General features: G+C 70.8%; 23 protein-coding genes. 19 read left to right on the top strand and 4 right to left on the bottom strand.

Annotated elements, in window-relative coordinates; genetic code table 11:
* Positions 1 to 226 precede the first annotated feature (226 nt).
* Positions 227 to 427 carry a hotdog domain-containing protein gene (locus ACZ6D7_RS40660; RefSeq protein ID WP_469502060.1) on the bottom strand — a complete coding sequence of 67 codons (201 nt, stop codon included), beginning with the start codon at positions 425 to 427 and terminating at the stop codon, positions 227 to 229.
* Between the two features lie 61 nt (positions 428 to 488).
* The gene (locus ACZ6D7_RS40655) at positions 489 to 920 is read right to left on the bottom strand and encodes a tautomerase family protein (RefSeq protein ID WP_469502057.1); all 432 of its coding nucleotides are present in this window, start codon (positions 918 to 920) and stop codon (positions 489 to 491) included.
* An 85-nt stretch (positions 921 to 1,005) separates the two neighbouring features.
* Between ACZ6D7_RS40655 and ACZ6D7_RS40650 the strand changes: the two genes are divergently transcribed.
* The gene (locus ACZ6D7_RS40650) at positions 1,006 to 1,158 is read left to right on the top strand and encodes a hypothetical protein (protein ID WP_469502056.1); all 153 of its coding nucleotides are present in this window, start codon (positions 1,006 to 1,008) and stop codon (positions 1,156 to 1,158) included.
* A gap of 41 nt (positions 1,159 to 1,199) precedes the next feature.
* Here the strand turns inward: ACZ6D7_RS40650 and ACZ6D7_RS40645 are convergent, their stop codons facing one another.
* Positions 1,200 to 1,676: a tautomerase family protein gene (locus tag ACZ6D7_RS40645; RefSeq protein WP_469502054.1), complete on the bottom strand. Its 477-nt coding sequence runs from the start codon at positions 1,674 to 1,676 to the stop codon at positions 1,200 to 1,202.
* 178 nt (positions 1,677 to 1,854) lie between these two features.
* Here ACZ6D7_RS40645 and ACZ6D7_RS40640 point away from each other — a divergent pair, with 178 nt between their 5' ends.
* The 6 genes from ACZ6D7_RS40640 (at position 1,855) to ACZ6D7_RS40615 (ending at position 7,143) form a co-directional block, all read left to right on the top strand.
* Positions 1,855 to 2,217 carry a bifunctional 3-phenylpropionate/cinnamic acid dioxygenase ferredoxin subunit gene (locus ACZ6D7_RS40640; RefSeq protein WP_469502049.1) on the top strand — a complete coding sequence of 121 codons (363 nt, stop codon included), beginning with the start codon at positions 1,855 to 1,857 and terminating at the stop codon, positions 2,215 to 2,217.
* A 167-nt stretch (positions 2,218 to 2,384) separates the two neighbouring features.
* On the top strand, positions 2,385 to 3,470 hold the full coding sequence (locus ACZ6D7_RS40635; protein WP_469502052.1) for an S-(hydroxymethyl)mycothiol dehydrogenase: 1,086 nt from the start codon (positions 2,385 to 2,387) through the stop codon (positions 3,468 to 3,470).
* Positions 3,470 to 4,102 (top strand): MBL fold metallo-hydrolase, encoded by a 633-nt coding sequence (locus ACZ6D7_RS40630; protein ID WP_469502051.1) that lies wholly within the window; start codon positions 3,470 to 3,472, stop codon positions 4,100 to 4,102. Before ACZ6D7_RS40635 ends, ACZ6D7_RS40630 begins: the two co-directional genes overlap by 1 nt.
* A gap of 257 nt (positions 4,103 to 4,359) precedes the next feature.
* Complete coding sequence (locus ACZ6D7_RS40625) at positions 4,360 to 4,722, top strand: bifunctional 3-phenylpropionate/cinnamic acid dioxygenase ferredoxin subunit (protein WP_469502049.1); 363 nt, start codon at positions 4,360 to 4,362, stop codon at positions 4,720 to 4,722.
* Entirely contained in the window at positions 4,719 to 5,882 is a 1,164-nt protein-coding gene (locus tag ACZ6D7_RS40620) for an NAD(P)/FAD-dependent oxidoreductase (RefSeq protein ID WP_469502047.1), read from the top strand. The genes ACZ6D7_RS40625 and ACZ6D7_RS40620 overlap by 4 nt, the downstream gene beginning before the upstream one ends.
* A 130-nt stretch (positions 5,883 to 6,012) precedes the next feature.
* The gene (locus ACZ6D7_RS40615) at positions 6,013 to 7,143 is read left to right on the top strand and encodes an aromatic ring-hydroxylating oxygenase subunit alpha (RefSeq protein ID WP_469502044.1); all 1,131 of its coding nucleotides are present in this window, start codon (positions 6,013 to 6,015) and stop codon (positions 7,141 to 7,143) included.
* 1 nt (position 7,144) lies between these two features.
* Here ACZ6D7_RS40615 and ACZ6D7_RS40610 read toward each other — a convergent pair whose 3' ends face one another.
* Complete coding sequence (locus tag ACZ6D7_RS40610) at positions 7,145 to 7,891, bottom strand: IclR family transcriptional regulator (RefSeq protein WP_469502063.1); 747 nt, start codon at positions 7,889 to 7,891, stop codon at positions 7,145 to 7,147.
* Positions 7,892 to 8,099: 208 nt separating this feature from the next.
* Between ACZ6D7_RS40610 and betA the strand changes: the two genes are divergently transcribed.
* The 12 genes from betA to ACZ6D7_RS40550 all read left to right on the top strand — a co-directional run bounded on the left by betA (position 8,100) and on the right by ACZ6D7_RS40550 (position 26,343).
* Entirely contained in the window at positions 8,100 to 9,770 is a 1,671-nt protein-coding gene (betA, locus tag ACZ6D7_RS40605) for a choline dehydrogenase (RefSeq protein ID WP_469502042.1), read from the top strand.
* 3 nt (positions 9,771 to 9,773) lie between these two features.
* Positions 9,774 to 10,607 (top strand): methylenetetrahydrofolate reductase, encoded by an 834-nt coding sequence (locus tag ACZ6D7_RS40600; RefSeq protein ID WP_469502039.1) that lies wholly within the window; start codon positions 9,774 to 9,776, stop codon positions 10,605 to 10,607.
* A 196-nt stretch (positions 10,608 to 10,803) separates the two neighbouring features.
* Complete coding sequence (locus ACZ6D7_RS40595; protein WP_469502036.1) at positions 10,804 to 12,273, top strand: aldehyde dehydrogenase family protein; 1,470 nt, start codon at positions 10,804 to 10,806, stop codon at positions 12,271 to 12,273.
* A 19-nt stretch (positions 12,274 to 12,292) separates the two neighbouring features.
* Positions 12,293 to 13,381, top strand: coding sequence for a quaternary amine ABC transporter ATP-binding protein (locus tag ACZ6D7_RS40590; RefSeq protein WP_469502033.1), 1,089 nt, complete (start codon positions 12,293 to 12,295; stop codon positions 13,379 to 13,381).
* A complete protein-coding gene (locus tag ACZ6D7_RS40585) occupies positions 13,381 to 15,402 on the top strand; it encodes an ABC transporter permease (RefSeq protein WP_469502030.1) in 2,022 nt (673 codons plus the stop codon). The genes ACZ6D7_RS40590 and ACZ6D7_RS40585 overlap by 1 nt, the downstream gene beginning before the upstream one ends.
* A 13-nt stretch (positions 15,403 to 15,415) precedes the next feature.
* A complete protein-coding gene (locus tag ACZ6D7_RS40580; RefSeq protein ID WP_469502027.1) occupies positions 15,416 to 16,378 on the top strand; it encodes an ABC transporter substrate-binding protein in 963 nt (320 codons plus the stop codon).
* A gap of 265 nt (positions 16,379 to 16,643) precedes the next feature.
* Positions 16,644 to 19,082, top strand: coding sequence for a GcvT family protein (locus tag ACZ6D7_RS40575; RefSeq protein WP_469502025.1), 2,439 nt, complete (start codon positions 16,644 to 16,646; stop codon positions 19,080 to 19,082).
* Between the two features lie 21 nt (positions 19,083 to 19,103).
* On the top strand, positions 19,104 to 19,964 hold the full coding sequence (locus ACZ6D7_RS40570) for a bifunctional methylenetetrahydrofolate dehydrogenase/methenyltetrahydrofolate cyclohydrolase (RefSeq protein ID WP_469502022.1): 861 nt from the start codon (positions 19,104 to 19,106) through the stop codon (positions 19,962 to 19,964).
* On the top strand, positions 19,961 to 21,256 hold the full coding sequence (gene glyA / locus ACZ6D7_RS40565; protein WP_469502020.1) for a serine hydroxymethyltransferase: 1,296 nt from the start codon (positions 19,961 to 19,963) through the stop codon (positions 21,254 to 21,256). The genes ACZ6D7_RS40570 and glyA overlap by 4 nt, the downstream gene beginning before the upstream one ends.
* Positions 21,253 to 22,485: a sarcosine oxidase subunit beta family protein gene (locus ACZ6D7_RS40560; protein WP_469502017.1), complete on the top strand. Its 1,233-nt coding sequence runs from the start codon at positions 21,253 to 21,255 to the stop codon at positions 22,483 to 22,485. The genes glyA and ACZ6D7_RS40560 overlap by 4 nt, the downstream gene beginning before the upstream one ends.
* Positions 22,486 to 22,496: 11 nt before the next feature.
* Positions 22,497 to 25,745, top strand: a complete 3,249-nt coding sequence (locus tag ACZ6D7_RS40555; RefSeq protein WP_469502013.1) for a sarcosine oxidase subunit delta family protein — start codon at positions 22,497 to 22,499, stop codon at positions 25,743 to 25,745.
* Positions 25,738 to 26,343: a sarcosine oxidase subunit gamma gene (locus tag ACZ6D7_RS40550; RefSeq protein ID WP_469502010.1), complete on the top strand. Its 606-nt coding sequence runs from the start codon at positions 25,738 to 25,740 to the stop codon at positions 26,341 to 26,343. The genes ACZ6D7_RS40555 and ACZ6D7_RS40550 overlap by 8 nt, the downstream gene beginning before the upstream one ends.
* The last annotated feature ends 82 nt before the right edge of the window (positions 26,344 to 26,425 follow it).

The raw sequence follows: 26,425 nt of genomic DNA, 5'->3' as shown, positions 1-26,425 counted from the left end.
GTCCGACAGCCGCTCACCCGCAGGCGCCCTGACCTGCCCCACCCTCGCCACACACAAGACAACGAGACACAGCTGCCTAAGTCACCAGCATTGGAGCTAGGGCCTGTCCGCCGGGAGAAGCACCGGCCGGCAGCTCGTCCCACCCCAGGGCGGCGTACCCCGACACCACGTCGGCGTACGCCGCCCGTCGGCGTTCTCCTGCCGCCGGCCGTGGCGGCGCCAGGGCTCAGCGGGCGGTCGGGAACAGGGCGCGGGTGCGGTCGGGGTCGGGTGAGACGAAGACGCCGTCCGCGGTGACCGCGACGGCCGACGGATCCTCCTCGGTGCTGATCGAACCGGCCACGAAGACCTTGCGGCCCTCGGTGCCCGTGACCCGGGCGTGGACCCGCAGGGGTGTCTCCAGGGGGACGGGTCGGTGGTAGCGCACCTAACGCCAGGGATCGGGCGCCTCGCGCCATTCGACGGTGTTCCGGGCGACGTAGGTCAGTTCACGCATCGGTCCGCTGCCCTTTCGCCAGGGCCACGAGGTCGGCGTGGCGGACGACCGAGCCGCCGGCACCCCAGGTGCCGTCGGGCTGCTCGTGCACCAGCACCCACACCCGCAGGATGTCGTCGGGCGAGAGCCCCGCGGCGGCGAGCACGGTCTTGGTGGCGTCCTCGACCAGGCCGGCCCTGCGCCGCTCGGACAGCGCGCCTTGGGGAACCGTCACGTCCACGAGGAAGCGGGGCTCGTCGTCCTCGGCCGTGGTCTGCGCCCCCTCCGGCAGCTCGACGAGGTGACTCCACGCCTGGGCGCGGAAGAACGCCGTGTCGGGCGCTCCCTCCCAGCGCAACAGGACGGCGGCCAGGTCGCGCTGGACGGTCCCCCGGCCCTCCTCGGTCAGCGCACCCGACGGGACGGTGAGGCGGATCAACGGCATGACGAAGTCTCCCTTCGGCGGCGCGGCACAGCGCGCCGCACAGACGGTCTATGACAGTCGTTATAAGCGAAGGTCACGCTAGGCTATGACGATCGTTATAGCCAGGGAGGGGTGCGGTCATGGCCGCATCCGGCACGCCGGCACGTCGTCGCGCGAGCGCATCGTGGCCGGTGCCGCCGACATGATCAGCAGGCGCGGTCTCCACGCCACCGGCAAGGGCGGCGGCTCGCAGACCTGATCGCCGACGCTCCGCCGCCCTGCCCGAGGGGCCCCCGGGGGTCAGGACTCGATCGCGGTCCGGATCGCCTTGATCTTCTCCTCGGTGAACACGCCGCTGTCCAGCAGGGAGAGGATGGAGAGGACTCCGCCGCCGGAGCCCCAGCTGCCTTCGTCGATGACCCGGAAGGTGACCCACCAGGCCGGCGACGGCTTCGCCAGTCCGCAGGCTTCGGCCAGAGCGGCCAGGATGCGCTCGATGACCTCGGTCCGGACCTCCTGGCGCCAGTCGCCGTCCATGACGGCCACGTCGATCACCATGACGTCGAGGCCCTCACCGGCGTCCGCCAGCAGCCGGCCGCCGATGGCCATCATGTCCGGTTCACGCTCGACGAAGTGCACCTGGAACCCGGCCCGCGCGGGCGGCGCGAACTGGCCGACCTCGGGCACGAGCACCGCGTCGGTCAGGCTCTCGGCCAGGGTGCGGCGCTGCTCGAGGCTCAGGCGCCCCTGCGGGGTGTTCACGGTGATGACGGTCATCGACTGCCTCCTATAACGGTCGTTATAGATCGACTCTAGCCCGGATTTATAGCGACTGTCATAAGGGGGTCGGGCCGTTGCCGTTCGCCGACTGTCCGGCGCCTTGACAGGGCTCCGGAACCGCCCGCAGACTCGTTGCGTAAATTGAAGCGTGTTCTTCTATGCGCAACGAGGTGTCATGATGATTCCCGTGTGTCGTCTCGTGGATCTGCCGCGAGGTGAGGCCTTCCGGCTCGACATCGATCCGCCGGTCTCGGTGTTCCACACCGACGACGGCGAGGTGTACGCCATCGATGACACCTGTACCCACCAGGACGCCTCGCTCGCCGACGGCTGGCTGGAGGGGTGTGAGGTGGAATGCCCGCTGCACGCCTCGAAGTTCGATCTGCGGACCGGGGCCGTGGACGCCCCGCCGGCCAGGCGTGCGGTGCGCACCCATCAGGTCGTCGTCGAGGACGGCATGATCCACGTCCGGCTGTCGGCCGATGCGCCCAACCTGCCGCCGTGCGTCGCGGCCCGGCTCGCCGGAGGCCCCGCGTGAAGACCGTGGCCGCGCAGTCGCTGCCCCGGCCCCGCGGACGGTCCTGATTCAAGCGGCGACAACCTTGACCGCCGCTCGCCCCGCCCTGATGCTTTGTTGCGACACATGAGATGCGTATCGCAATGAGAAACATTCGACGTGGGTCTCGACCCAGCTGAGGAGGAGCCATGGCTCACCAGGTCCGCGCTGTCGTCGCACGGGGGAAGGGTGCCCCCGTCAGTCTGGAGACGATCGTCGTCCCTGACCCGGGTCCGGGTGAGGCGCTGGTGAAGGTCGAGGCGTGCGGGGTGTGCCACACCGATCTGCACTACCGCGAGGGCGGCATCAACGACGACTTCCCCTTCCTGCTGGGCCACGAGGCCGCGGGTGTCGTGGAGTCGGTGGGGGACGGCGTCACCGACGTCGCCCCGGGGGACTTCGTGATCCTCAACTGGCGTGCCGTCTGCGGCCAGTGCCGGGCCTGCCGGCGGGGGCGGCCGCAGTACTGCTTCGCCACCCACAACGCGAAGCAGAGGATGACCCTGACCGACGGCACCGAGCTGTCTCCCGCCCTGGGCATCGGCGCGTTCGCGGAGAAGACGCTGGTGGCGGCGGGACAGTGCACCAAGGTCGACCCGGCGGCCTCGGCGGCCGCGGCCGGCCTGCTCGGATGCGGAGTGATGGCGGGCATCGGCGCCGCCATCAACACGGGCGGCGTCGGACGCGGTGACACGGTGGCGGTCATCGGCTGCGGCGGGGTGGGAGACGCGGCGATCGCCGGCGCCCGGCTCGCCGGAGCCGCGAAGATCATCGCTGTCGACATCGACGACCGGAAACTCGACACCGCGACGCGGCTCGGAGCGACCCACACGGTCAACTCCCGGCAGGTCGATCCCGTGGCGGCCGTACGCGAGCTGACCGGCGGCTTCGGCGCCGACGTGGTGATCGAGGCGGTCGGCCGTCCGGAGACGTACGAACAGGCCTTCTACGCCCGCGACCTGGCCGGCACGGTCGTCCTCGTCGGCGTGCCGACGCCCGAGATGAAGCTCGAACTCCCGCTGCTGGACGTCTTCGGGCGGGGCGGCGCGCTGAAGTCCTCCTGGTACGGCGACTGCCTGCCCTCCCGTGACTTCCCGATGCTCATCGACCTGTATCTGCAGGGCCGGCTGGACCTGGACGCGTTCGTGACGGAGACCATCGCCCTCGACGACGTCGAGAAGGCCTTCGAGCGGATGCACGGCGGCGACGTGCTGCGTTCGGTGGTGGTCCTCTGATGGCGGGGGCCCGTATCGAGCACCTCGTCACCTCGGGCACCTTCTCCCTGGACGGTGGCACCTGGGACGTCGACAACAACGTGTGGATCATCGGTGACGACCGCGAGGCCGTCGTCGTCGACGCCGCACACGACGCCGAGGCCATCGCCGCGGCGCTCCGCGGACGCACCCTGCGGGCCATCGTGTGCACCCACGCCCACAACGACCACATCGACGCCGCGCCCGAACTCTCCGCACGCACCGGTGCTCCCGTCCTGCTCCACGCGGACGACCTGCCGTTGTGGAAGCAGACCCACCCCGAGCGGGCACCCGACGGCGAACTGGCCGACGGGCAGGTCGTCACGGTGGCGGGTGTCGAGCTGACCGTGGTGCACACACCCGGCCACGCCCCCGGGGCGGTCTGTCTGTACGCGCCGGCCCTGAAGGCGCTCTTCGGCGGTGACACGCTCTTCGCGGGCGGGCCGGGGGCCACGGGAAGGTCGTACAGCGACTTCGGCACCATCGTCGAGTCGATCCGGGACCGGCTCCTGACGCTGCCGGGCGACACGGTCGTGCATACCGGCCACGGAGAGACGACCACCATCGCCGCCGAGGCCCCGCATCTCCAGGAGTGGATCGACCGCGGGTTCTGACCGCCGCGCGAGGTCCCCTCGTGCCCGTGAGTCCGGCGCGCATCCGCCGACGGCCCTCCTGACCAGGGCGAACGAGCCCCGTTCGGCGCCTCGGACTCCCGGGTGCGACGCGTGGTCCGGCGTGCGCGATGTTTCGCTCCGGACAACGCCGAGTTACAGGGCGGCCTGTCCTCTGGATGCCTTGACAGGGGTCAGGGCCGCCCTCAAACTGACGTTGCGTTCACCGCAATCCGTTTCGCTATACGCACCGAGGTGTCATGATGATTCCCGTGTGTCGTCTCGTGGATCTGCCGCGAGGTGAGGCCTTCCGGCTCGACATCGATCCGCCGGTCTCGGTGTTCCACACCGACGACGGCGAGGTGTACGCCATCGATGACACCTGTACCCACCAGGACGCCTCGCTCGCCGACGGCTGGCTGGAGGGGTGTGAGGTGGAATGCCCGCTGCACGCCTCGAAGTTCGATCTGCGGACCGGGGCCGTGGACGCCCCGCCGGCCAGGCGTGCGGTGCGCACCCATCAGGTCGTCGTCGAGGACGGCATGATCCACGTCCGGCTGTCGGCCGACGCGCCCAACCTGCCGCCGTGCGTCGCGGCCCGGCTCGCCGGAGGCCCCGCGTGAAGACCGTGGCCGTGGTCGGCGCCTCGCTCGCCGGACTGTCCGCCGCCCGCTCACTGCGCGGGCAGGGTTACGACGGACGCCTCGTCATCATCGGCGACGAGCCCCACCGCCCCTACGACAGGCCGCCGTTGTCCAAGGAGTTCCTGGCCGGCGACATGGCCGAGGCCGACCTCGCGCTGGAGTCCGACGACGAGGACCTGCGGGCGGAGTGGCTGCTCGGCGCCCGCGCCACCGGACTCGACGGCGCGTACCGCGCCGTGCGGCTCGCCGACGGCCGCGAGGTCCGGGCCGACGGCATCGTCATAGCGACCGGCGCGACCGCGCGCACGCTGCCGGGTACGGACGGTCTGGCCGGTGTGCACACCCTGCGCACCCTGGACGACGCCCGCGCCCTGAAGAACGAACTGGCCCTGGGCGGACGGCTGGTCGTGATCGGCGGCGGATTCATCGGCGCCGAGGTCGCCTCCACCGCCCGCGCTCTCGGACTGGACGTGACGGTCGTCGAGGCCGCGCCCACGCCGCTGGCCGGACCGCTCGGCGAGACCATGGGCGGCATCGTCTCCGCCCTCCACGCGGATCACGGCGTACGGCTGTTGTGCGGCGTGGGCGTCAAGGCGCTGAGCGGTGAGCGCCGGGTCGACGGTGTCCTGCTGGAGGACGGCCGCACGGTCCCCGCCGACATCGTCGTCGTGGGCGTCGGCGCCCGCCCCTGCGTCGACTGGCTGGAGGGATCCGGCGTCGCCCTCGACAACGGCGTCACCTGCGGTGCGGACGGCCGCACCGGCCTGGCGGGTGTGGTCGCGGTCGGTGACTGCGCCAACTGGTACGACCCGCGTGCCGGCGCCCATCGCCGCGTCGAGCACTGGACGGGCGCGCGGGAGCGGCCCGACGCGGCGGTGACCGCCCTGCTGTCCTCGGGTGCGGCGCAGCCGGGCGTGCCCCGTCCGCCGTACTTCTGGTCGGACCAGTACGGGGTGAAGATCCAGTTCGCCGGTCACGCGGCCGGCGCCGACAGCGTGACGATCGAGGAAGGCGCCCCGGACGACCGCGACGTCCTGGCCGTCTACCGGCGTGCCGGGCATCCGGTCGCCGTGCTCGGGATGAACCAGCCACGGCTGTTCACGCGGTGGCGCAAGCAGCTCGCGGCCGCGCCGTCGTGACCGTTGCAGCGCGGTATCTCCTGCCGTCGCTGCCTGCACCACACCGTATTGCCCCATGTGAAACGACGCCCGGTGTCGCTCTTCCCGGCGTGCGAATGACCGATCCACGACGTTCCCCGAGGAGTGCACTGTGACCTCTCCCGGCCTTCCGGACAGCCTGATCGCCACCCTCCCCGGCTCCTCCTACACGGATCCCGGAATCTTCGCGCAGGAGCAGGAGCGCATCTTCGAAGCGATGTGGTTCTGCGCCGTACGCGCCTCCGAGCTGGCCAGGCCCGGTGCCTTCCGGACCGTCGAGGTGGGCCGCGAGAGCATCCTGATCACCCGCGCACGGGACAACTCCATACGGGCCTACTTCAACGTCTGCCGGCATCGCGGGGCCAAGCTCTGCACGGAGGAGGCCGGCGAGGTCAAGCGCGCCTTCCAGTGCCCCTACCACGCCTGGACGTACGACCTGACGGGCAAACTCGTCGCGGCGCCCAACCTCACCAAGATGCCCGACGTCGGTCGCACGGAGTACGGCCTGGTGAGCGTCGCGACGCGGGAGTGGCTCGGCTACGTGTGGGTGTGCCTCGCGGAGGACCCGCCCCCCTTCGACGAGGTCGTGCAGGACGTGATCGTACGGCTCGGCGACACCGAGTCGATCCAGCGCTACGACATCGACAACCTCGAGGTCGGCAGGCGGATCGTCTACGACGTCAAGGCGAACTGGAAGCTCATCGTCGAGAACTTCATGGAGTGCTACCACTGCGCGACGATCCACCCCGAACTCACCGAGGTGCTCCCCGAGTTCGCCGACGGATACGCCGCTCAGTACTACGTGGGGCACGGCGCGGAGTTCGGCACCGACATCAAGGGCTTCACGGTCGACGGCTCCGAGGGGCTGGACCGCATTCCAGGGGTCACCGAGGATCAGGACCGCCGCTACTACGCGATCACCGTCAGGCCGCAGGTGTTCATCAACCTCGTGCCCGACCACGTGATCTTCCACCGGATGTACCCGGTCGCCGCGGACCGCACGATCGTCGAGTGCGACTGGCTCTACCTCAAGCACGTCGTCGAGAGCGGCAAGGACGTCAGCCGGTCGGTGGAGCTGTTCGACCGCGTCAACCGGCAGGACTTCGACGCCTGCGAGCGCTGCCAGCCCGCGATGAGCTCCCGGCTGTACGCCAAGGGGGGCGTCCTGGTGCCCAGCGAGCACCACATCGGCGAGTTCCACGCCTTCGTCCAGGCGCGTCTGGGGGCGGCGCCGTCGCGGTAGCTCAGCCCAGGTAGCCCATGCGATGGCTGACCTCGTGCGCGCCCTTGACCAGCACCGGAGCGAGTGCGTGCATACGTTCCTCGGTGAGCCGGTAGGCGGGTCCGGAGGCGCTGAGGGCCGCGATGACCTCTCCGTCGCGGTTGCGGACCGGCGCCGCCATGGCGTGCAGCCCCAGCTCCAGCTCCTCCAGGGTCCAGGAGTAGCCGCGCTCCCGGGCCTCGGCGAGATTCTTCTCGAGCTTCGTCTTCGCGGTCAGGGTGCGCGGGGTCATCTTCTTCAGCCCGGTCTCGGAGAGCAGGGCCGTGCGCTCCTGGACGGGCATGTGGGCCAGCAGGATCTTGCCGCTCGAGGTGGCGTGCAGCGGGGTCAGCTGGCCGACCCAGTTGTGCGCGGTGACGGCACCCGGGCCGCGCACCTGGTAGAGGTTGATCGCGTAGTGCTCCTGCATCACGGCGAGGTTCACGGTCTCGCCGATCTCCTCGGCGAGACGCTCGCAGACCGGGCGGCTCTGCTGGGTGATGTCGATCCGTCCGGTGACCGCGCCGGCCAGGCGTACGATCCCGAAACCGAGCCGGTACTTGCCGCGCTCGCCCGCCTGCTCGACCAGGCCGCGCGCCTCCAGGGCGCCGAGCAGCCGGAACGCGGTGGACTTGTGCACGTCGATCTCGGCGGCGACCTCACTGACGCCGGCCTCGCCGCGCTGGGCCAGGATCTCGAGCACGTTGATCGCGCGGTCGACGGACTGCACCCCGCCGGCCGGTGAACCTGTCGTTTCGTTATCTGGACTGAAGTTGCTCACAGCGAAACTATACGCGCAGTAAAGAACAAGGGCAGCGGTCCATGTCACAGGATCGACGCCTGCGCTTTACAAGTTGCGTTGCTCGCAACCTGGTGCGTATAGCGATACTCGTACTAACATTCCGCGCAAATCTACGGCGCGAGCGAGACGAGGCACCATGGCTCCTCAGCAGTACGACTTCGTCATCGTCGGTGGTGGATCGGCCGGCAGCGCACTGGCCAACCGGCTCTCCGCGGACCCGGGCAACCGGGTGCTGGTGCTGGAGGCCGGCCGGCCCGACTACCCGTGGGACGTCTTCATCCACATGCCCGCGGCGCTGACCTACCCGATCGGCAGCCGCTTCTACGACTGGAAGTACGAGTCCGAACCCGAGCCCCACATGGGCGGCCGGCGCATCTACCACGCACGCGGCAAGGTGCTGGGCGGCTCCAGCAGCATCAACGGCATGATCTTCCAGCGCGGCAATCCCATGGACTATGAGCGCTGGGCCGCCGATCCCGGCATGGAGACCTGGGACTACGCGCACTGCCTGCCGTACTTCCGGCGGATGGAGAACTGTCTCGCGGCCGACCCGGACGACGAGTTCCGTGGCCACGACGGCCCCCTCGTCCTCGAACGCGGCCCGGCCACCAACCCGCTCTTCGAGGCCTTCCTCAAGGCCACCGAGGAGGCGGGCTACGCCCCCACCGACGACGTCAACGGCTACCGGCAGGAAGGCTTCGCCAGGTTCGACCGCAACGTCCACCGCGGACGTCGGCTGTCGGCCTCGAAGGCGTACCTCAAGCCCGCCGGAAAGCGCCCCAACCTCACGGTCAGGACGCGCGCCCTGGTCACCCGCGTCCTGTTCGAGGGCAAGCGTGCCGTCGGCGTCGAGTACCGGCGCGGCCGCGGCGCGCCCCAGCAGGTGCGCGCCCGCGAGGTCGTCCTCTGCGGCGGCGCGATCAACTCCCCGCAGCTGCTTCAGCTCTCCGGCGTCGGCAACGCCGAGGAACTGGCCGCGCTCGGCATCGACGTCGTCCACGACCTGCCGGGCGTCGGCGAGAACATGCAGGACCACCTGGAGGTGTACATCCAGTACGCCTGCAAGCAGCCCGTCTCCATGCAGCCGTACCTGGCGAAGTGGCGCGCCCCGTTCATCGGCCTGCAGTGGCTCTTCCGCAAGGGCCCGGCCTCGACCAACCACTTCGAGGCGGGCGGCTTCGCCCGCAGCAACGAGGACGTGGACTACCCCAACCTGATGTTCCACTTCCTGCCCATCGCGGTGCGCTACGACGGCTCCGTGCCCGCCGGCGGACACGGCTACCAGGTCCACGTCGGGCCCATGTACTCCGACGCCATCGGCTCGGTGAAGATCAAGAGCAAGGATCCGAACGAGCACCCGGCGCTGCGCTTCAACTACCTGTCCACCGAACAGGACCGCCGCGAGTGGGTCGAGGCGATCCGGGTCGCCCGCAAGCTGCTCAACCAGCCCGCCCTGGCCCCGTACAGCGACGGGGAGATCTCGCCCGGACCGTCCGTCGAGACCGACGAGGAGATTCTCGCCTGGGTCGCCAAGGACGGCGAGACCGCCCTGCATCCCTCGTGCACCTGCAAGATGGGCACCGACGAGATGTCCGTCGTGGACCCCACCAGCATGCGCGTGCACGGCGTGGAGGGCCTGCGGGTCGTCGACGCGTCCGTGATGCCCTATGTCACCAACGGCAACATCTACGCGCCGGTGATGATGATCGCGGAGAAGGCGGCGGACCTCATCCTCGGCAAGGAACCGCTGCCGCCCTCCAAGGCCGCGTACTACCGGTACCGCGACGCCCAGCAGCAGGCCGGGTAGACGTTGGGCACCGAAGGCCTCCGCGTGCTGCTGGACAGCGTCCGTTACGAGGTGCTGCCCGCGAAGGCGACCGAGGACAAGGTGCTCGCCCATGTCCCGCGCGATGTCGTCGTCACCGTGACGGCGTCGCCGGTCAAGGGCCTGGAACCGACCCTCGGCCTCGCCACCCGGCTCGCGGCGCACGGCTACCGTGTCGTCCCGCACGTGCCCGCGCGGCTGCTGCGGGACGACGCCCACCTCAAGGACGTCGTCGACCGGCTCCGCGGGGCGGGCGTCGACGACGTCTTCGTCCCGGCGGGCGACGCCGATCCGCCCGCCGGAGCCTACGACGGGGCGCTGCCGGTCCTGCGCAGGCTCGGCGAGCTGGGCAGCCCCTTCGCCGAGGTCGGCATCACCGGCTACCCCGAGAGCCATCCGCTGATCCACGACGACCTCACCGTCCAGGCGATGTGGGACAAGCGGGCGCACGCCACGTACATCGTCAGCAACCTCTGCTTCGACCCGCGCGTGCTGGGCGACTGGGTGGGCCGGATACGCCGCCGAAACGTCGCGCTGCCCGTGCATGTGGGCGTCGCGGGGCCGGTGCAGCGGGCGAAGCTGCTCTCCATGGCGACGAAGATCGGCGTGGGGGAGTCGACCCGCTTCCTGACCCGGCACCCCTCCTGGTTCCTGCGCTTCGCGACCCCTGGCGGCTACGCGCCCGAGCGGCTGCTCGCGCGCGGTGCGCAGGCGCTCACCGCGCCCTCGGCGGGCGTGGCCGGCCTGCACCTGTTCACCTTCAACCAGATTGCCGAGACCGAGCGGTGGCGCCGTGCCCTGCTCGACCGGCTGCCGTAACAGAGATTTTTCCGTTCGCGCTCGGATCGGAAATCAGCCGTATCCGGCCTGCGGACCAGGCGTCCTCGCTGTCGTCCGCTTGGCCAAACCGACATCCCCCAACCACTTGACGTGGGTTCCAGGGTTCTCCAGAGTGTTCCACCAAAAGCAATGCGATGCGTCATGCGCAACGAAATTCGCTCGAAGGGCTCCCGACGTGGCAGACCTGTATGTGGCCGGAGAATGGCGGGATCCGGTGGCCGGAGGTCATCGGGACATCCGCTGCCCCGCCGACGGCACGCTCTCCGCGACCGTGTCCGAGGGGACCCGCCCCGACGCCGAGGCCGCCGTCGCGGCGGCCCGCCGGGCCTTCGACGAAGGGCCCTGGCCGAGCACCCCCGAGCGTGAGCGCGGCGCGCTGCTGCTGCGCACCGCCGACATCGTCGAGCGCGACGCCAAGGAGTTCGCCCGCGCCGAGTCGCTGGACACCGGCAAGCGGCTGGTGGAGAGCGAGTACGACATCGCCGACGTCGTCTCCTGCCTCCGCTACTACGGCGGGCTCGGCGGCACCGACGCCGGCCGCGTGATCGACACCGGCCGCGACGACGCCGTGAGCCGTGTGGTGTACGAGCCGATCGGCGTGTGCGCACTGATCACCCCCTGGAACTACCCACTGCTCCAGGCGAGCTGGAAGGTCGCCCCCGCCCTCCTCGCGGGCAACACGATCGTCCTCAAACCCAGCGAGCTGACCCCCTCCACCTCGATCCTGCTGATGAAGGCGCTCGACGAGGCCGGGATCCCGGCCGGTGCCGCGAACCTCGTCCTGGGTGCCGGGCCCGAGGTGGGCGCCCCGCTCTCCGAGGACCCCGCCGTCGACATGGTCTCCTTCACCGGCGGCCTGGACACCGGCCGGCGGATCATGGCCACCGCCGCCGCGACCGTGAAGAAGGTCGCGCTGGAGCTGGGCGGCAAGAACCCCAACGTCGTCTTCGCCGACGCCGACTTCGAGACGGCCGTGGACTTCGCGCTCACGGCCGTCTTCCTGCACTCCGGGCAGGTCTGCTCGGCCGGCGCCCGGCTGATCGTCGAGGACTCGCTGCACGACCGTTTCGTCGACGAGGTGGTCCGCCGGGCCCGGCGGATCCGGCTCGGCGGCCCCTTCGATCCGCAGGCGGAGACCGGAGCGCTGATCTCCGCGCAGCACCTGGCGAAGGTCGAGGCGTATGTCGCGGCCGGGCTCGCCGAGGGCGCCGTACTGCGCTGCGGTGGCGAACGCCCCGCCGATCCGGCCCTGGCGAACGGCCACTACTACCCGCCCACCGTGCTCGACGAGTGCCGGCAGGACATGCGGGTGGTGCACGAGGAGTCCTTCGGACCCGTGCTCACCGTGGAGCGCTTCACCGACGAGGACGACGCCGTCCGCATCGCCAACGACACCGAGTACGGACTCGCCGGCGCCGTATGGACGCAGGACGCCGGGAAGGCCCAGCGGGTCGCCCGGCGGCTGCGCCACGGCACGGTGTGGATCAACGATTACCACCCCTATGTGCCGCAGGCGGAATGGGGTGGCTTCGGGCATTCCGGCGTGGGCCGGGAACTGGGACCGACCGGCCTGGGCGAGTACCGGGAGCCCAAGCACATCTGGCAGAACATCCGACCCCGGCCGCAGCACTGGTTCCGCGGCTGAACGCCGAAAGAGGGCGACCATGACCTCCACACAGACCGAGGCGCCGCGGCGACGCGGCACTCCCCAGGACGCGGCATCCACGCCGGTCATCTCCGTGCGCAAGCTGTGGAAGGTGTTCGGGCCGAAGGCGGACCAGGTACCGGACTCCGAGGAACTGTGCGGGCTCACGCGCCGCGAGCTGATGGACCGCACCGGGTGTACCGCCGCCGTGCGCGACGTGAACTTCGAGGTCGCGCCCGGCGAGGTCTTCGTCGTCATGGGCCTGTCCGGCTCCGGCAAGTCCACCCTGGTGCGCTGTCTGACCCGGCTGATCGAACCCACCGCCGGTGAGATCGTCTTCGAGGGCGAGGACATCCGGGACGCCGACGACAAGCGGCTGCGCGAACTGCGGCGCAGCAAGTTCTCCATGGTCTTCCAGCACTTCGGGCTGCTGCCCCACCGCCGCGTCGTCGACAACGTGGCGTTCGGGCTGGAGATCCGCGGCATGGGCAGGGCCGAGCGCACCAGGCGGGCGCTGGAGGTCGTCGAACTCGTCGGCCTCTCCGGCTACGAGAACTCCTACCCCGACCAGCTCTCCGGCGGGATGCAGCAGCGCGTCGGTCTCGCCCGCGCACTGGCCGGCGATCCGGACGTGCTCCTCTTCGACGAGCCCTTCTCGGCGCTCGACCCGCTGATCCGCCGTGACATGCAGAGCGAGGTCGTCCGGCTGCACCACGAGGTCGGCAAGACGATGGTGTTCATCACCCACGACCTCTCCGAGGCGCTCAAACTGGGCGACCGCATCCTCATCATGCGCGACGGCAAGATGGTCCAGTGCGGCACCGGAGACGAACTGGTCGGCGCCCCCGCCGACGACTACGTACGCGACTTCGTCAAGGACGTGGCACGCGGTGACGTACTGACGCTGCGGTGGATCATGCGTCCCGCCCAGCCCGACGACCCGCTGGACGGGCCCGAGCTGGGCCCGGACGTCGTCGTGCGGGAGGCCACCCGGGCGGTGCTCGCGGCCGAGAAGCCGGTCAAGGTCGTCGAGGACGGCAAGCTGATCGGCATCGTCGGCGACGAGGAGATCCTCGCCGTGGTCGCCGGGCGGGAAGGCGGCATGTGATGACCGTCGTCATGGAGAAACCGGAGAAACCGGAGAATCCGGAGAAGGCGCGGCCGGTGGAGCGGGCCGCCCCGCCCGTCGCCGGCGGGCGCGGGGTCAGCCGGCGCATGGTCCTGGCCGCGATCCTGGTCGTCTGGCTGGTGCTCTTCGCGGTACTGCGGGGAAAGCAGACCCTGACGCTGGCCGCGGCCGACCTCACCGATCTGCACCGCTGGTTCAACGACGTCAACGACGCGATCGGTGCCGACCGCAACTCCAACCCGCTCTTCCTGTACTTCTTCAACGAGATCCGCCTGGTCATCGACACCCTGGTCACCTTCGTCCAGGAGCTGATCTCCCAGCCGTCCGGCGACCGGCCGGTGCCGCAGATCGGCTGGCTCGGCGTCGTCGGCCTCACCGGGTACGTCTCCTGGGCCGTGGGCAACTGGCGCGTCGCGCTCCTGGCCGTGGCCGGCTTCACCTTCCTGGGGCTGCAGGGTCTGTGGCAGGAGAGCATGGACACGCTGGCGCTGACCCTCTCCGCGGTCTTCGTGGCGCTGCTGTTCGCGATTCCGCTGGGCGTGTGGGCGGGGCTCTCGGACCGGTTCAACAGGATCGTGACGCCGTTCCTGGACTTCATGCAGACGATGCCGACCTTCGTCTACCTGGCCCCCCTGACCCTGTTCTTCCTCATCGGCCCCGCCTCCGCCACGATCGCCACCCTGATCTATGCGGCACCGCCGGCGATCCGCATCACCGCGCACGCCATCCGTTCCGTACCGCGGACGACGGTCGAGGCGGCCGACTCCCTGGGGGCCACGCGCCGCCAGACACTGCTCAAGGTCCTGCTGCCGATGTCCAAGCGGACCGTGGTGATGGGCGTCAACCAGACCATCATGGCCGCCCTGGCCATGGTGACCATCGCGGCCCTGATCGACGCGCCCGGCCTCGGCAAGACCGTCGTCCAGGCCCTGCAGTCGCTGGACGTCGGCACGGCGTTCAACGCCGGTCTCGCCATCGTCGTCCTGGCCATCGTGCTGGACCGGGTCACCACCGCGGCGAGCGGACGGGCGGAGGCGGCCCGGCGTTCGACGAACCGCTTCCTCCGGTGGCGCCGGCAGCTGCTGGTGGGCGGCGCGGTGGCGGCGACGGTGCTGGTGTATCTGTCGCACACGTACGTGTGGGCGGCCGAGTTCCCCGGCGAGGGCGGCACCGGCAGCACCATCGCGCAGGCCGCGGACACCGTGACCACCTGGGCGCAGGACAACCTGTCGGGCCTGACGAACGCCTTCCGTGACGCCCTCACCTACGGCCTGCTCAATCCGTTCCAGACCCTGCTGACCGACTCCCCGTGGTGGCTCGTCGGCGCGGCTCTGATCGGCGTCGGCACGGTGCTCGGTGGCCGGCGCGCGGGGGTCACCACGGCCGTGTGCGTGGGACTCCTGGTCGGTACGGGGGTGTGGTCGGACGCCATGACGACCCTGGCGTCGACCGCGGTCGCGACGGTGCTGGTGATGCTGCTCGGTGCCGTCTTCGGGGTGTGGATGGGGCGCAGCACGCTGGTGGACCGGCTGCTGCGGCCCACCCTGGACGCGGCGCAGGTCATGCCGCCGTTCGTCTATCTCGTGCCGTTCCTCGCGCTGTTCGGCGCGACCCGGTTCACGGCCATCGTCGCCGCCGTCGTCTACGCGGCGCCGGTCGCCATCAAGATCATCGCCGACGGCGTGCGGGCAGTGCCCGAGACCACCGTCGAAGCGGCGACGTCCGCCGGGTGCAACACCTGGCAGATCATCACCAAGGTTCAACTGCCGATGTCACGCAGTGCCCTGACGCTCGCGACCAACCAGGGTCTGATCTACGTGCTGTCGATGGTTGTGGTGGGCGGCCTGGTAGGAGCGGGCGCCCTCGGCTACGACGTCGTGGCCGGCTTCTCGCAGGGCCAGCTGTACGGCAAGGGGCTGGCGGCCGGGCTGGCGATCGTCCTGCTCGGAGTCATGTTCGACCGGATCACTCAGGCTGCGGCTCGCCGCACCAGCGCATAGGGAGCACGACACCATGGCAAGACACTGGCGGGCCGGCGCGGCCGGCATGGCGGTCCTCGGCCTCACCCTCACGGCCTGCGGTGGCGCGAAGGTCGGCGGCGACAGCGCCGACGGCTCGGGCAGCTCGGGCACCTGCGGCACCTTCAACCTCGCGGTCAACCCGTGGGTGGGCTACGAGGCGAACGCCGCGGTCATCGCGTACGTCGCGGAGCAGGACCTCGGCTGCAAGGTCACCAAGAAGGACCTGAAGGAAGAGATCGCCTGGCAGGGCTTCGGGACGGGCGAGGTCGACGCGGTCGTGGAGAACTGGGGCCACGACGACCTGAAGAAGAAGTACATCACCGACCAGAAGACCGCCGTCGACGCGGGGCCGACCGGCAACGAAGGCCTCATCGGCTGGTACGTGCCGCCGTGGCTGGCGAAGGCCCACCCCGACATCACGGACTGGAAGAACCTCGACACCTACGCGTCCGAGTTCAAGACCTCGGAGTCGGGCGGCAAGGGCCAGCTCCTCGACGGCGACCCGTCGTTCGTCACCAACGACGAGGCGCTGGTGAAGAACCTGAAACTGGACTACAAGGTGGTGTACGCGGGCAGCGAGACCGCGCTCATCCAGGCCTTCAGGAACGCCGAGAAGAACAAGGAATGGGTGATCGGGTACTTCTACGAGCCGCAGTGGTTCTTGTCCGAGGTGCCCCTGGTCAAGGTCAAGCTGCCCGAGTACACGCAGGGCTGTGACGCCGACGCGGCGAAGGTGGCCTGTGACTATCCCGTGTACAAGCTGGACAAGATCGTCAGCGCGAAGTTCGCCAAGTCGGGCAGCCCGGCCTATGACCTGGTGAAGAACTTCAGCTGGGCGAACGACGACCAGAACACGGTGGCCAAGTACATCGCGGTGGACAAGATGTCACCCGAAGCGGCGGCGAAGAAGTGGGTCGACGCCAACCGGGCGAAGGTCGACGCCTGGATCAAGTAGGGCGCACGGCCGTCGAGCAGGCCGCACGACCATCGAGCAGGGCGCGCGACCGCCCCGAGAATCCCGCCGCGAGGGCCCGGCAGGCTGCACCGTCAGCCTGCCGGGCCGCGTCGCGTCCGGGGTGGTCCCCGCGTCGTGTCCGGGGTGGTTCCCCGACGTCACGGACCTCTTGACACCCATCCCCGCGACGGGCACATTGAGTTGCGCAACCTGAACCATGTTGCGCATACGGCAACTGGATCGCTTTCGAGTCGGAGGTGCGGCGATGGCGGGACCCCGGGTGGTCATCATCGGAGCGGGCGTCGTGGGGGCGGCGCTCGCCGACGAGATCTCCGCACGAGGCTGGACCGAAGTGACCGTGGTCGACCAGGGACCGCTCCCCGCCACCGGGGGATCGTCGTCGCACGCCCCGGGTCTGGTCTTCCAGGCGAACTCCTCCAAGACCATGACCGAGCTGGCCCGCTACACGGTCGAGAAGTTCTGCTCGCTCGACGTCGACGGCCGGCCCTGCTTCCTCCAGGTCGGCGGACTCGAAGTGGCGACCACCCCGGAGCGCGTCACGGAACTCCACCGCCGCCAGGGCTGGCTCACCTCCTGGGGCATCGAGAGCCGGCTGCTGAGCCCGGAGGAATGCGTCGAACAGCACCCGCTCGTCAACCCGGACAGGGTCCTCGGCGGCCTTCTCGTCCCGACGGACGGCCTCGCCAAGGCCGTCCTCGCCGTCGAGGCGCAGATCCGCCGGGCCACCGAGCGCGGCGTGCGCTTCCTCGCCCGCCACGAAGTACTGGACGTCCTGCAGGCCGACGGCGAAGTCACCGGCGTCCGCACCGACCAGGGCGACATCCCCGCCGACATCGTCGTGTGCTGCGCCGGCATCTGGGGCCCGAAGATCGCCCGCATGGTCGGCATGAACCTCCCGCTCACCCCGCTCGCCCACCAACTGGCCTGGACCGGCCCGGTACCGGCGCTGGCGGGCCAGACCCAGGAGGCGGTGCGCCCGATCCTGCGCCACCAGGACGCCGACCTCTACTACCGCGACCGCTTCGACGGCCTGGGCATCGGCTTCTACGGCCACCGCCCGATGCCGGTCTCCGCCGACGACATCCTGTCCGTGGACGAGGCCGACGCGATGCCGTCCGTCCTGAAGTTCACCGAGGAGGACTTCGCGGACGCCTGGACCGAGACCCGGTCACTGCTCCCGGCCACCCGGGAGGCCAAGGTCGAGGAAGGCATCAACGGCCTGTTCTCCTTCACCACCGACGGCCTGCCCCTCCTCGGCGAGTCCCCGGACGTCAAGGGCTTCTGGGTCGCCGAGGCCGTCTGGGTCACCCACTCCGCGGGCGTGGGACGAGCCGTGGCCGAATGGCTCGTCGACGGACACTGCTCGTCCTTCGACCTGCACGAGTGCGACGTCAACCGCTTCGAGCCGCACCAGCTCTCCCCCGAGTACGTGCTGGCCCGCGACTGCCAGAACTTCGTCGAGGTCTACGACATCCTCCACCCCCTCCAGCCGTCGGGGGATCCGCGCCCGATCCGCACGAGCCCGTTCCACGCCCGCCAGCAGGAGCTGGGCGCCTTCTTCCTGGAGGCGAACGGCTGGGAGCGCCCGCAGTGGTACGAGGCCAACGCGGGCCTGGTCGAAGGCCGTTCCCTCGTCACCCCCAACGACTGGGCCGCGCGGTACTGGTCGCCCGTCGTCGGCGCGGAGGCCCAGACCACCCGCGAGACCGTCGCGATGTACGACATGACGGCCCTCAAACGGCTCGAGGTCAGCGGGCGCGGATCCGCCGAGTTCCTGGAGCGGCTGTGCACCGGCAAGGTCGCCAAGTCCGTCGGCTCGGTGACCTACACCCTGCTCCTCGACCACGACGGCGGCATCCGCAGCGACATCACCGTCGCCCGGCTGGCCACCGACCTCTTCCAGGTCGGCGCCAACGGCAACCTGGACCTCGACTGGTTCACCCGCCACCTCCCCGCCGACGGCACCGTCCAGGTCCGTGACATCACCCCCGGCACCTGCTGCATCGGCCTGTGGGGACCCCTCGCCCGCGATGTCCTCCAGCCGCTCACCGACACGGACTTCTCGGCGACCGGCCTGAAATACTTCCGCGCCCAGCGCGCCCACATAGGCTCCGTCCCCGTCACCGCGATGCGCCTGAGTTACGTCGGTGAGCTGGGCTGGGAGCTGTACACCACCGCCGACCTCGGCCGGAAGCTGTGGGACACCCTGTGGCGGGCGGCCGAGCCGCTGGGCGGCATCGCGGCCGGCCGAGGCGCCTTCAACAGCCTCCGCCTCGAGAAGGGGTACCGCTCCTTCGGCACCGACATGACCTACGAACACGACCCGTACGAGGCCGGCGTCGGCTTCGCCGTCAAGCCCGACAAGGACGACTTCATCGGCAAGGCCGCCCTGGAGCGCCGCAGGGCGGACGTGCGACGCAAGCTGACCTGCCTCACGATCGACGACCCGCGGGCCGTCGTCCTGGGCAAGGAACCGGTGTACGACGGCGACCGCCCGGTCGGCTACGTCACCAGCGCCGCCTTCGGCTACACGATCGGCAAGGGCATCGCCTACGCCTGGCTGCCCACGGACCTCTCCACCCCCGGCACCACCGTGCACATCGGCTACTTCGACCAGCGCGTCGAGGCGGTCGTCGCCGAGGAGCCCCTGTTCGACCCGACCATGTCCCGCCTCCGTGGCTGACCGTAGGGAAGGAACACGCCGGTGACCGCACAACTCCTCGACGGCAAGGCGACCGCCGCCGGCATCCGCCGCGAACTCGCCGAGCGCGTGGCCAAGTCGACCGCCGACGGCGGCCGCCCGCCGGGGCTCGGCACGGTGCTCGTCGGCGACGACCCCGGCAGCCGCGCCTACGTCGCCGGCAAGCACCGGGACTGCGCGCAGGTGGGCATCGCGTCCCTCCGCCGCGACCTGCCCGCCGACGCCTCCCAGCAGCGGGTCGAGGACGTCATCGACGAACTCAACGCCGATCCCGCCTGCACCGGGTACATCGTCCAGCTCCCGCTCCCGGGCCACCTGGACGCGGGCGCCGTACTGGAACGCATCGACCCGGCCAAGGATGCCGACGGCCTGCACCCCGTCAACCTCGGCCGGCTCGTCCTCGGCGTCGAGGCCCCGCTGCCCTGCACCCCGCGAGGCATCGTCGAACTCCTGCGCCGGTACGACGTCCCGCTCGCGGGAGCGCGCGTGTGCGTGATCGGACGCGGCGTCACCGTGGGACGCCCCGTCGGACTGCTCCTCACCCGCAGATCCGAGAACGCCACCGTCACCCTCTGCCACACCGGGACGAAGGGCCTGGCCTGGCACGTACGCGAGGCGGACATCGTCATCGCGGCCGCCGGCTCGCCCGGACTGATCACCAAGTCCATGCTGCGCCCCGGCGCGGCCGTCCTGGACGTCGGCATCACCCGCACCGACCAGGGCCTGGTCGGCGATGTGCACCCGGAGGCCGCCGAGGTCGCCGGATGGCTCGCGCCGATGCCCGGGGGCGTGGGCCCCATGACCCGAGCCATGCTGCTCGCCAATGTCGTCGAGGCCGCCGAGAGGAACGCGAACGCCGTATGAACGCGCTGAACACCCCCCTGGCGGAGCTGGACCCCGAGGTCCACGCAGCCCTCCGCGCCGAACTGCACCGCCAGCAGTCCACCCTGGAGATGATCGCCTCCGAGAACTTCGCGCCCACCGCCGTGATGGAGGCCCAGGGCTCGGTCGCGACCAACAAGTACGCCGAGGGCTACCCCGGCCGCCGCTACTACGGCGGCTGCGAACACGTCGACGTCACCGAGCGCCTGGCCATCGAGCGGATCAAGGCCCTCTTCGGCGCCGGGTTCGCCAACGTCCAGCCGCATTCCGGTGCCCAGGCCAACACCGCCGTCTTCTTCGCCCTTCTCCAGCCCGGCGACACCGTCCTCGGCCTCGACCTCGCGCACGGCGGCCATCTCACCCACGGCATGCGCCTCAACTACAGCGGCAAGATGCTCGACATCGTGCCGTACCACGTGTCCGAGGCGGACCACCTCGTCGACATGGAGGAGGTCGAGCGGCTCGCCAAGGAACACCGCCCCAAGATGATCATCGCGGGCTGGTCGGCGTACCCCAGGCAGCTGGACTTCGCGGCCTTCCGCCGGATCGCCGACGACGTGGGCGCCCTGCTGATGGTCGACATGGCGCACTTCGCCGGCCTCGTCGCGGCAGGGCTGCACCCGAACCCCGTCCCGCACGCGCACGTGACGACCACGACGACCCACAAGACACTCGGCGGCCCGCGCGGCGGAGTCATCCTCACCAACGAGGCCGACCTCGCCAAGAAGATCAACTCGGCGGTGTTCCCCGGCATGCAGGGCGGCCCGCTGGAGCACGTCATCGCCGCGAAGGCGGTCTCCTTCAAGGTGGCGGCGTCACCGGAGTTCGCGGAGCGCCAGGCCCGCACGCTGGCCGGCGCCCGCATCCTGGCCGAGCGCCTCACCCGGCCCGACGCGGCGGCGGCAGGGGTCCGGGTGCTGACCGGCGGCACGGACGTCCACCTGGTCCTGGTCGACCTGCGCGACTCGGCGCTGGACGGCCGCCAGGCCGAGGACCTCCTCCACGAGATCGGCATCACCGTCAACCGCAACGCCGTGCCCTTCGACCCGCGCCCGCCCATGGTCACCTCGGGCCTGCGCATCGGCACCCCGGCGCTGGCCACCCGTGGCTTCACCGAGGAGGACTTCGCCGAGGTCGCCGACGTGATCGCGCTGGCCCTCCAGCCCGAACCGGACACCGTCGCCCTGCGCGCCCGCACCGAGGCACTGGCCGCCGAGCACCCGCTCTACCCGCACCTGTCACAGACAGAAACAGAAGCCGGAGACGCCCGATGAGCCCCCGCACCCCCGGCGCCGAGCTCCCCGAACACCCCGACTGGCTGTGGCGCACACCGGAGCCCAAGCGCTCCTACGACGTGATCGTCGTGGGCGGCGGCGGCCACGGCCTCGCCACCGCCCACTACCTGGCGAAGAACCACGGCATCACCAACGTCGCCGTGCTGGAGAAGGGCTGGCTGGCGGGCGGCAACATGGCCCGCAACACCACGATCATCCGCTCCAACTACCTCTGGGACGAGAGCGCCGGCATCTACGAGCACGCGCTCAAGCTGTGGGAGGGCCTGGCGGACGAGCTGGACTACCCGATCCTCTTCTCCCAGCGCGGCGTACTGAACCTCGCCCACAGCCTCCAGGACGTCCGCGACAGCGTGCGCCGGGTCGAGGCGAACCGCCTCAACGGCGTGGACGCCGAATGGCTCGACGCCGAGCGGGTCGCGGAGGTCTGCCCGATCGTCAACATCTCCCCGGACGTGCGCTATCCGGTCCTCGGCGCCACCTACCAGCCCCGCGCCGGCATTGCCAAGCACGACCACGTCGCCTGGGGCCTGGCCCGCTCGGCCGACGCCGCCGGAATCGACATCATCCAGAACTGCGAAGTCACGGGACTGGACGTGGTCGGCGGCCGGGTGGTCGGAGTGCAGACGAGCCTGGGCCCGATCGCGGCCGGCAAGGTGGCCCTCTGCTCGGCGGGCCACACCTCGGTCCTCGCCGCCATGGCGGGCATCGAACTCCCGCTCCAGAGCCACCCGTTGCAGGCGCTCGTCTCCGAACTCCTGGAGCCGGTGCACCCGACGGTCGTCATGTCCAACGCGGTCCATGTGTACGTCAGCCAGGCGCACAAGGGCGAGCTGGTGATGGGCGCGGGCATCGACTCGTACAACTCCTACACCCAGCGCGGCGCGTTCCACATCATCGAGGAACAGATGTCGGCGGCCCTGGAGCTCTTCCCGGTCTTCGCCCGCGCCCACGTGCTGCGCACCTGGGGCGGCATCGTCGACGTCAGCCCCGACGCCTCACCGATCATCGGCCTCACCCCGGTCGACAACCTCTACCTCAACTGCGGCTGGGGCACCGGCGGCTTCAAGGCCACCCCGGGCGTCGGCTGGGTCTACGCCCACACCATCGCCCACGACACCCCTCACCCCCTCAACGCCCCCTTCTCGCTCGACCGTTTCACCACCGGCGCGCTCGTCGACGAGCACGGCGCGGCCGCGGTGGCCCACTAGGGAGCCGAACCATGCTGTTGATCCCCTGCCCGTGGTGCGGGCCCCGAGACGAGGCCGAATTCCACTACGGCGGCCAGGCCCACGTGCCGTATCCGGAGGACCCGGCGGCCCTGACCGACGAGGAATGGGCCCGCTACCTCTTCTTCCGCGACAACCCGAAGGGCCCGTTCGCCGAGCGCTGGAACCATACGGCGGGCTGCCGCCGCTGGTTCAACGCGGTGCGGGACACGGCGACGAATGAGCTGCTGGCGGTGTACCGGGCGGGTGAGCCGCGTCCGGCAACTGCTGAGCCGCGTCCGGTCCATCCAGCCCGTCTGGGGGTACCCCCTCTGGGGGAGTTCGAGGCCGAGGCCCTTTCAGGGCCGAACGGGGGTCTGGGGGCGGAGCCCCCAGCGGGGTCCAGGGGTGGACCCCTGGATTCGGGAAGGGGCGGGGTGGGAGAGAACCAGCCGTTCCGCCTGCCCACCGGCGGCCGCGTCGACCGCAACCATCCCCTGACCTTCACTTTCGACGGCACCGCATACCAGGGCTACCGAGGCGACACCCTCGCCTCCGCCCTCCTCGCCAACGGCGTCATCCAGACCGGCACCAGCATCAAGCTCGGCCGCCCCCGAGGCATCTTCTCGGCCGGCGTCGAGGAGCCCAACGCGGTCGTCCAGATCGAGGAACCCTTCCCCGAGCCGATGCTCCCCGCGACGACCGTCGAGCTGTACGACGGCCTGGTCGCGAGCAGCCTCCCCGGCCAGGGCCGCCTCGCCACCACCGCGGACCCGTCCCGCTACGACGCCGTACACGCGCACTGCGACCTGCTGGTCGTCGGAGCCGGGCCGGCCGGCCTCGCAGCCGCAGCGGCGGCGGCGAAGAGCGGCGCACGCGTCATCCTCGCCGACGACCGGCCGGAACTCGGCGGCAGCCTCCTCGGCACCGGCGAACTCCTCGACTGGGTCGACGAGACCGGCACCCGGCTCGACGCGGCCCCCGACGTCCGCGTCCTGCGCCGCACCACCGTCTTCGGCTACTACGACGACAACCATCTCCTGGCCGTGGAGCGCCGCACCAACCACCTCGGTGCCGAGGCCCCGCAGAACGTCTCCCGCGAACGCGTGTGGCGTATCCGCGCCCGTCGCGTCGTCCTCGCCACCGGCGCCCACGAGCGCTCGCTCGCCTTCGCGGACAACGACCGCCCCGGCGTGATGCTGGCCGCCTCCGCGCGTGCCTACGTCAACCGCCACGGCGTCCTGCCCGGCCGCCACGCGGTCGTCCTCACCACCAACGACAGTGCCTACGCGGCCGCGCTGGACCTCACCGCGGCGGGCGTGGCCGTCGCGGCGATCGTCGACACGCGCACCGAGCCGGGGGAGTGGGCGGAGCGTGCCCGGCAGGCCGGCATCGAGGTGCTGTCCGGCCATGCCGTCACCGGCACGGAAGGCGCCCCGCGGCTCACCTCCGTGACCGTGGCCCCGTACGGAGAGTCCGCGGGGCAGCGGGAGTTCGCCGCCGACCTGCTGCTGGTGTCCGGCGGCTGGAACCCCGTCGCGCACCTGTTCAGCCAGGCGGGCGGCACCCTGCGCCACGACGAGGAGCTCGGCACCTTCGTTCCCGACGCCTCCCGCCAGCCGGTCGAGGTCGCGGGCAGCGCGAGCGGTGTCCTCGACCTGGCCCGGGTCCTCGCACAGGGGGCCGCTGCCGGAGCCCGCGCGATCGAGGCCGAGGGCTACACGTCCGAGACGCCCCGCCTCCCGCGGGTGCCCGTACAGCCCGAGACACCCCCCATGCGGGTCTTCACCGTCCCGGGCCGCGAGGGCGCCCCGCGCTTCGTCGACCTCCAACGCGACGTCACCGTCGACGACCTGGCCCGCGCGACCGGCGCCGGAATGCGCTCGGTCGAGCACACCAAGCGCTACACCACGGCCGGCACCGCCAACGACCAGGGCAAGACCTCCGGCGTCCTGGCCAGCGGCGCCGTCGCCGAACTGCTGGGCGTGGACATCTCGGCGCTCGGCACGACCACGTTCCGGCCGCCGTACACCCCCGTCTCCTTCGCCACCCTCGCCGGCCGCGACCGCGGCGCGCTGCACGACCCGATCCGTACGACGGCCCTGCACGCCTGGCATGTCGCGCACGGCGCGCTCTTCGAGAACGTCGGCCAGTGGAAGCGCCCCTGGTACTACCCGCAGGACGGCGAGGACATGGAGTCGGCCGTGCTGCGCGAGTGCGCGGCCGCCCGCGAGGGCGTCGCCTTCATGGACGCCTCCACCCTCGGCAAGATCGACGTCCAGGGCCCGGACGCCGGCGCGTTCCTCGATCTGCTCTACACCAACATGATGGGCACCCTGAAGGTCGGCATGATCCGCTACGGCGTGATGTGCCGCCCGGACGGCATGGTGTTCGACGACGGCACCGTCATCCGCCTCGCCCAGGACCGCTTCCTGGTCACCACCACGACGGGCAACGCGGCCGCCGTACTGGACTGGATGGAGGAGTGGCTCCAGACGGAGTGGCCCGACCTGCGCGTCCACTGCACCTCTGTGACCGAGCAGTGGGCCACCGTGGCCCTGGTCGGCCCGCGCTCCCGCGAGGTCCTCGGCTCGCTGGCACCCCGACTGGCCGTCGCCAACGAGGACTTCCCGTTCATGGCCTGGCGGGACACGACCGTCGCCGGCATCGACGCGCGCGTGTGCCGGATCAGTTTCTCCGGCGAACTCGCCTACGAGATCAACGTGTCACCGTGGGAGGCCCGCGCCCTGTGGGAGGCGCTGTACGAGGCCGGCGCCCCGTACGGCATCACCCCGTACGGAACCGAGACCATGCACGTCCTGCGGGCGGAGAAGGGCTATCCGATCGTCGGCCAGGACGCCGACGGCACGGTGACGCCGCAGGATCTCGGCATGAGCTGGGTGGTGTCGAAGAAGAAGCCGGACTTCATCGGCAAGCGTTCCCACGCCCGCGCCGACGCCGTCCGCCCCGACCGCAAGCACCTGGTCGGCCTGCTTCCCGACGACCCGGGCACCTTCCTGCCCGAGGGCACGCACCTGGTCGCGGACCGGGTGCTGCCCGCCCCGCCGGTCCCGATGCTCGGCCATGTCACGTCCAGCTACCGCAGTGCCGCCCTCGGCCGGACCTTCGCGCTCGCCCTGATCAAGGGCGGCCGGGACCGCATCGGCGAGCGGCTCTACGCCCCCGTGGGCGACCGGCTGGTCCCGGTGACCGTCGCGAGCCCCGTCCTCTACGACCCCGAGGGAGCCCGCCGCGATGGCTGACACCGCCCTTACCGCCCCGCTCCGCAGCCCTCTGTCGCACGTCGCGGACCGCCTGGCCGCCGCGACACGCACGTCCGGGGGTGCGATCCGGCTGGCCGAACTGCCCTTCCTCACCCAGATCGACGTGCGCCTCGACCCCAAGGGCACGGCGGCGGACGCCGTCGGGCGGGCGCTGGGCCTCCCCCTGCCCGTCGAACCCGGCACCGTCGTACGCGCCGGGGAGCTGACCGCGCTGTGGCTCGGCCCCGACGAGTGGCTCGTGGTCGGCCCGCCGGGCCGCCGGCAGGACCTGGAGGGCCGGATCCGTGAGGCGGCCGGTGACGAGCACGTGTCCGTCACCGACGTCTCCGCCCAGCGCACCACCCTCCTGGTCACGGGCCCGCGCGCCCGCGACCTGCTGGCCCACGGCTGCGCGCTGGACCTGCACCCGCGGTCCTTCGGTGCCGGACGCTGCGCCCAGACCACCCTGGGCCGCACCCAGGTCGTGCTGGTCGCCCGTGACGAACCCCGGGCCGGATTCTGGGTGCTGGTCCGTTCGTCCTTCGCCGGCTACCTCACGGACTGGCTGCTGGACGCGGCTGTGGAGTGGCGGGCCTGAGATCCGGGTGAGCGCGCGGACGGCGGCCGGTGATCCAGAGAATCGATCACCGGCCGCCGTCCGTCCTGCCTGCCTGCCGGTG

It is taken from the genome of Streptomyces sp. NPDC041784 (assembly GCF_055591025.1).
This window is presented reverse-complemented; position numbering and strand designations above follow the sequence as displayed.

Bases quoted from the DNA above. Each gene is read 5' to 3' on its own strand.
- ACZ6D7_RS40655 (WP_469502057.1), bottom strand. From the start codon at position 920: ATGCCGTTGATCCGCCTCACCGTCCCGTCGGGTGCGCTGACCGAGGAG.
- ACZ6D7_RS40650 (WP_469502056.1), top strand. From the start codon at position 1,006: ATGACGATCGTTATAGCCAGGGAGGGGTGCGGTCATGGCCGCATCCGG.
- ACZ6D7_RS40645 (WP_469502054.1), bottom strand. From the start codon at position 1,676: ATGACCGTCATCACCGTGAACACCCCGCAGGGGCGCCTGAGCCTCGAG.
- ACZ6D7_RS40640 (WP_469502049.1), top strand. From the start codon at position 1,855: ATGATGATTCCCGTGTGTCGTCTCGTGGATCTGCCGCGAGGTGAGGCC.
- ACZ6D7_RS40635 (WP_469502052.1), top strand. From the start codon at position 2,385: ATGGCTCACCAGGTCCGCGCTGTCGTCGCACGGGGGAAGGGTGCCCCC.
- ACZ6D7_RS40630 (WP_469502051.1), top strand. From the start codon at position 3,470: ATGGCGGGGGCCCGTATCGAGCACCTCGTCACCTCGGGCACCTTCTCC.
- ACZ6D7_RS40625 (WP_469502049.1), top strand. From the start codon at position 4,360: ATGATGATTCCCGTGTGTCGTCTCGTGGATCTGCCGCGAGGTGAGGCC.
- betA (WP_469502042.1), top strand. From the start codon at position 8,100: ATGGCTCCTCAGCAGTACGACTTCGTCATCGTCGGTGGTGGATCGGCC.
- ACZ6D7_RS40590 (WP_469502033.1), top strand. From the start codon at position 12,293: ATGACCTCCACACAGACCGAGGCGCCGCGGCGACGCGGCACTCCCCAG.
- ACZ6D7_RS40585 (WP_469502030.1), top strand. From the start codon at position 13,381: ATGACCGTCGTCATGGAGAAACCGGAGAAACCGGAGAATCCGGAGAAG.
- ACZ6D7_RS40580 (WP_469502027.1), top strand. From the start codon at position 15,416: ATGGCAAGACACTGGCGGGCCGGCGCGGCCGGCATGGCGGTCCTCGGC.
- ACZ6D7_RS40575 (WP_469502025.1), top strand. From the start codon at position 16,644: ATGGCGGGACCCCGGGTGGTCATCATCGGAGCGGGCGTCGTGGGGGCG.
- glyA (WP_469502020.1), top strand. From the start codon at position 19,961: ATGAACGCGCTGAACACCCCCCTGGCGGAGCTGGACCCCGAGGTCCAC.
- ACZ6D7_RS40560 (WP_469502017.1), top strand. From the start codon at position 21,253: ATGAGCCCCCGCACCCCCGGCGCCGAGCTCCCCGAACACCCCGACTGG.
- ACZ6D7_RS40555 (WP_469502013.1), top strand. From the start codon at position 22,497: ATGCTGTTGATCCCCTGCCCGTGGTGCGGGCCCCGAGACGAGGCCGAA.
- ACZ6D7_RS40550 (WP_469502010.1), top strand. From the start codon at position 25,738: ATGGCTGACACCGCCCTTACCGCCCCGCTCCGCAGCCCTCTGTCGCAC.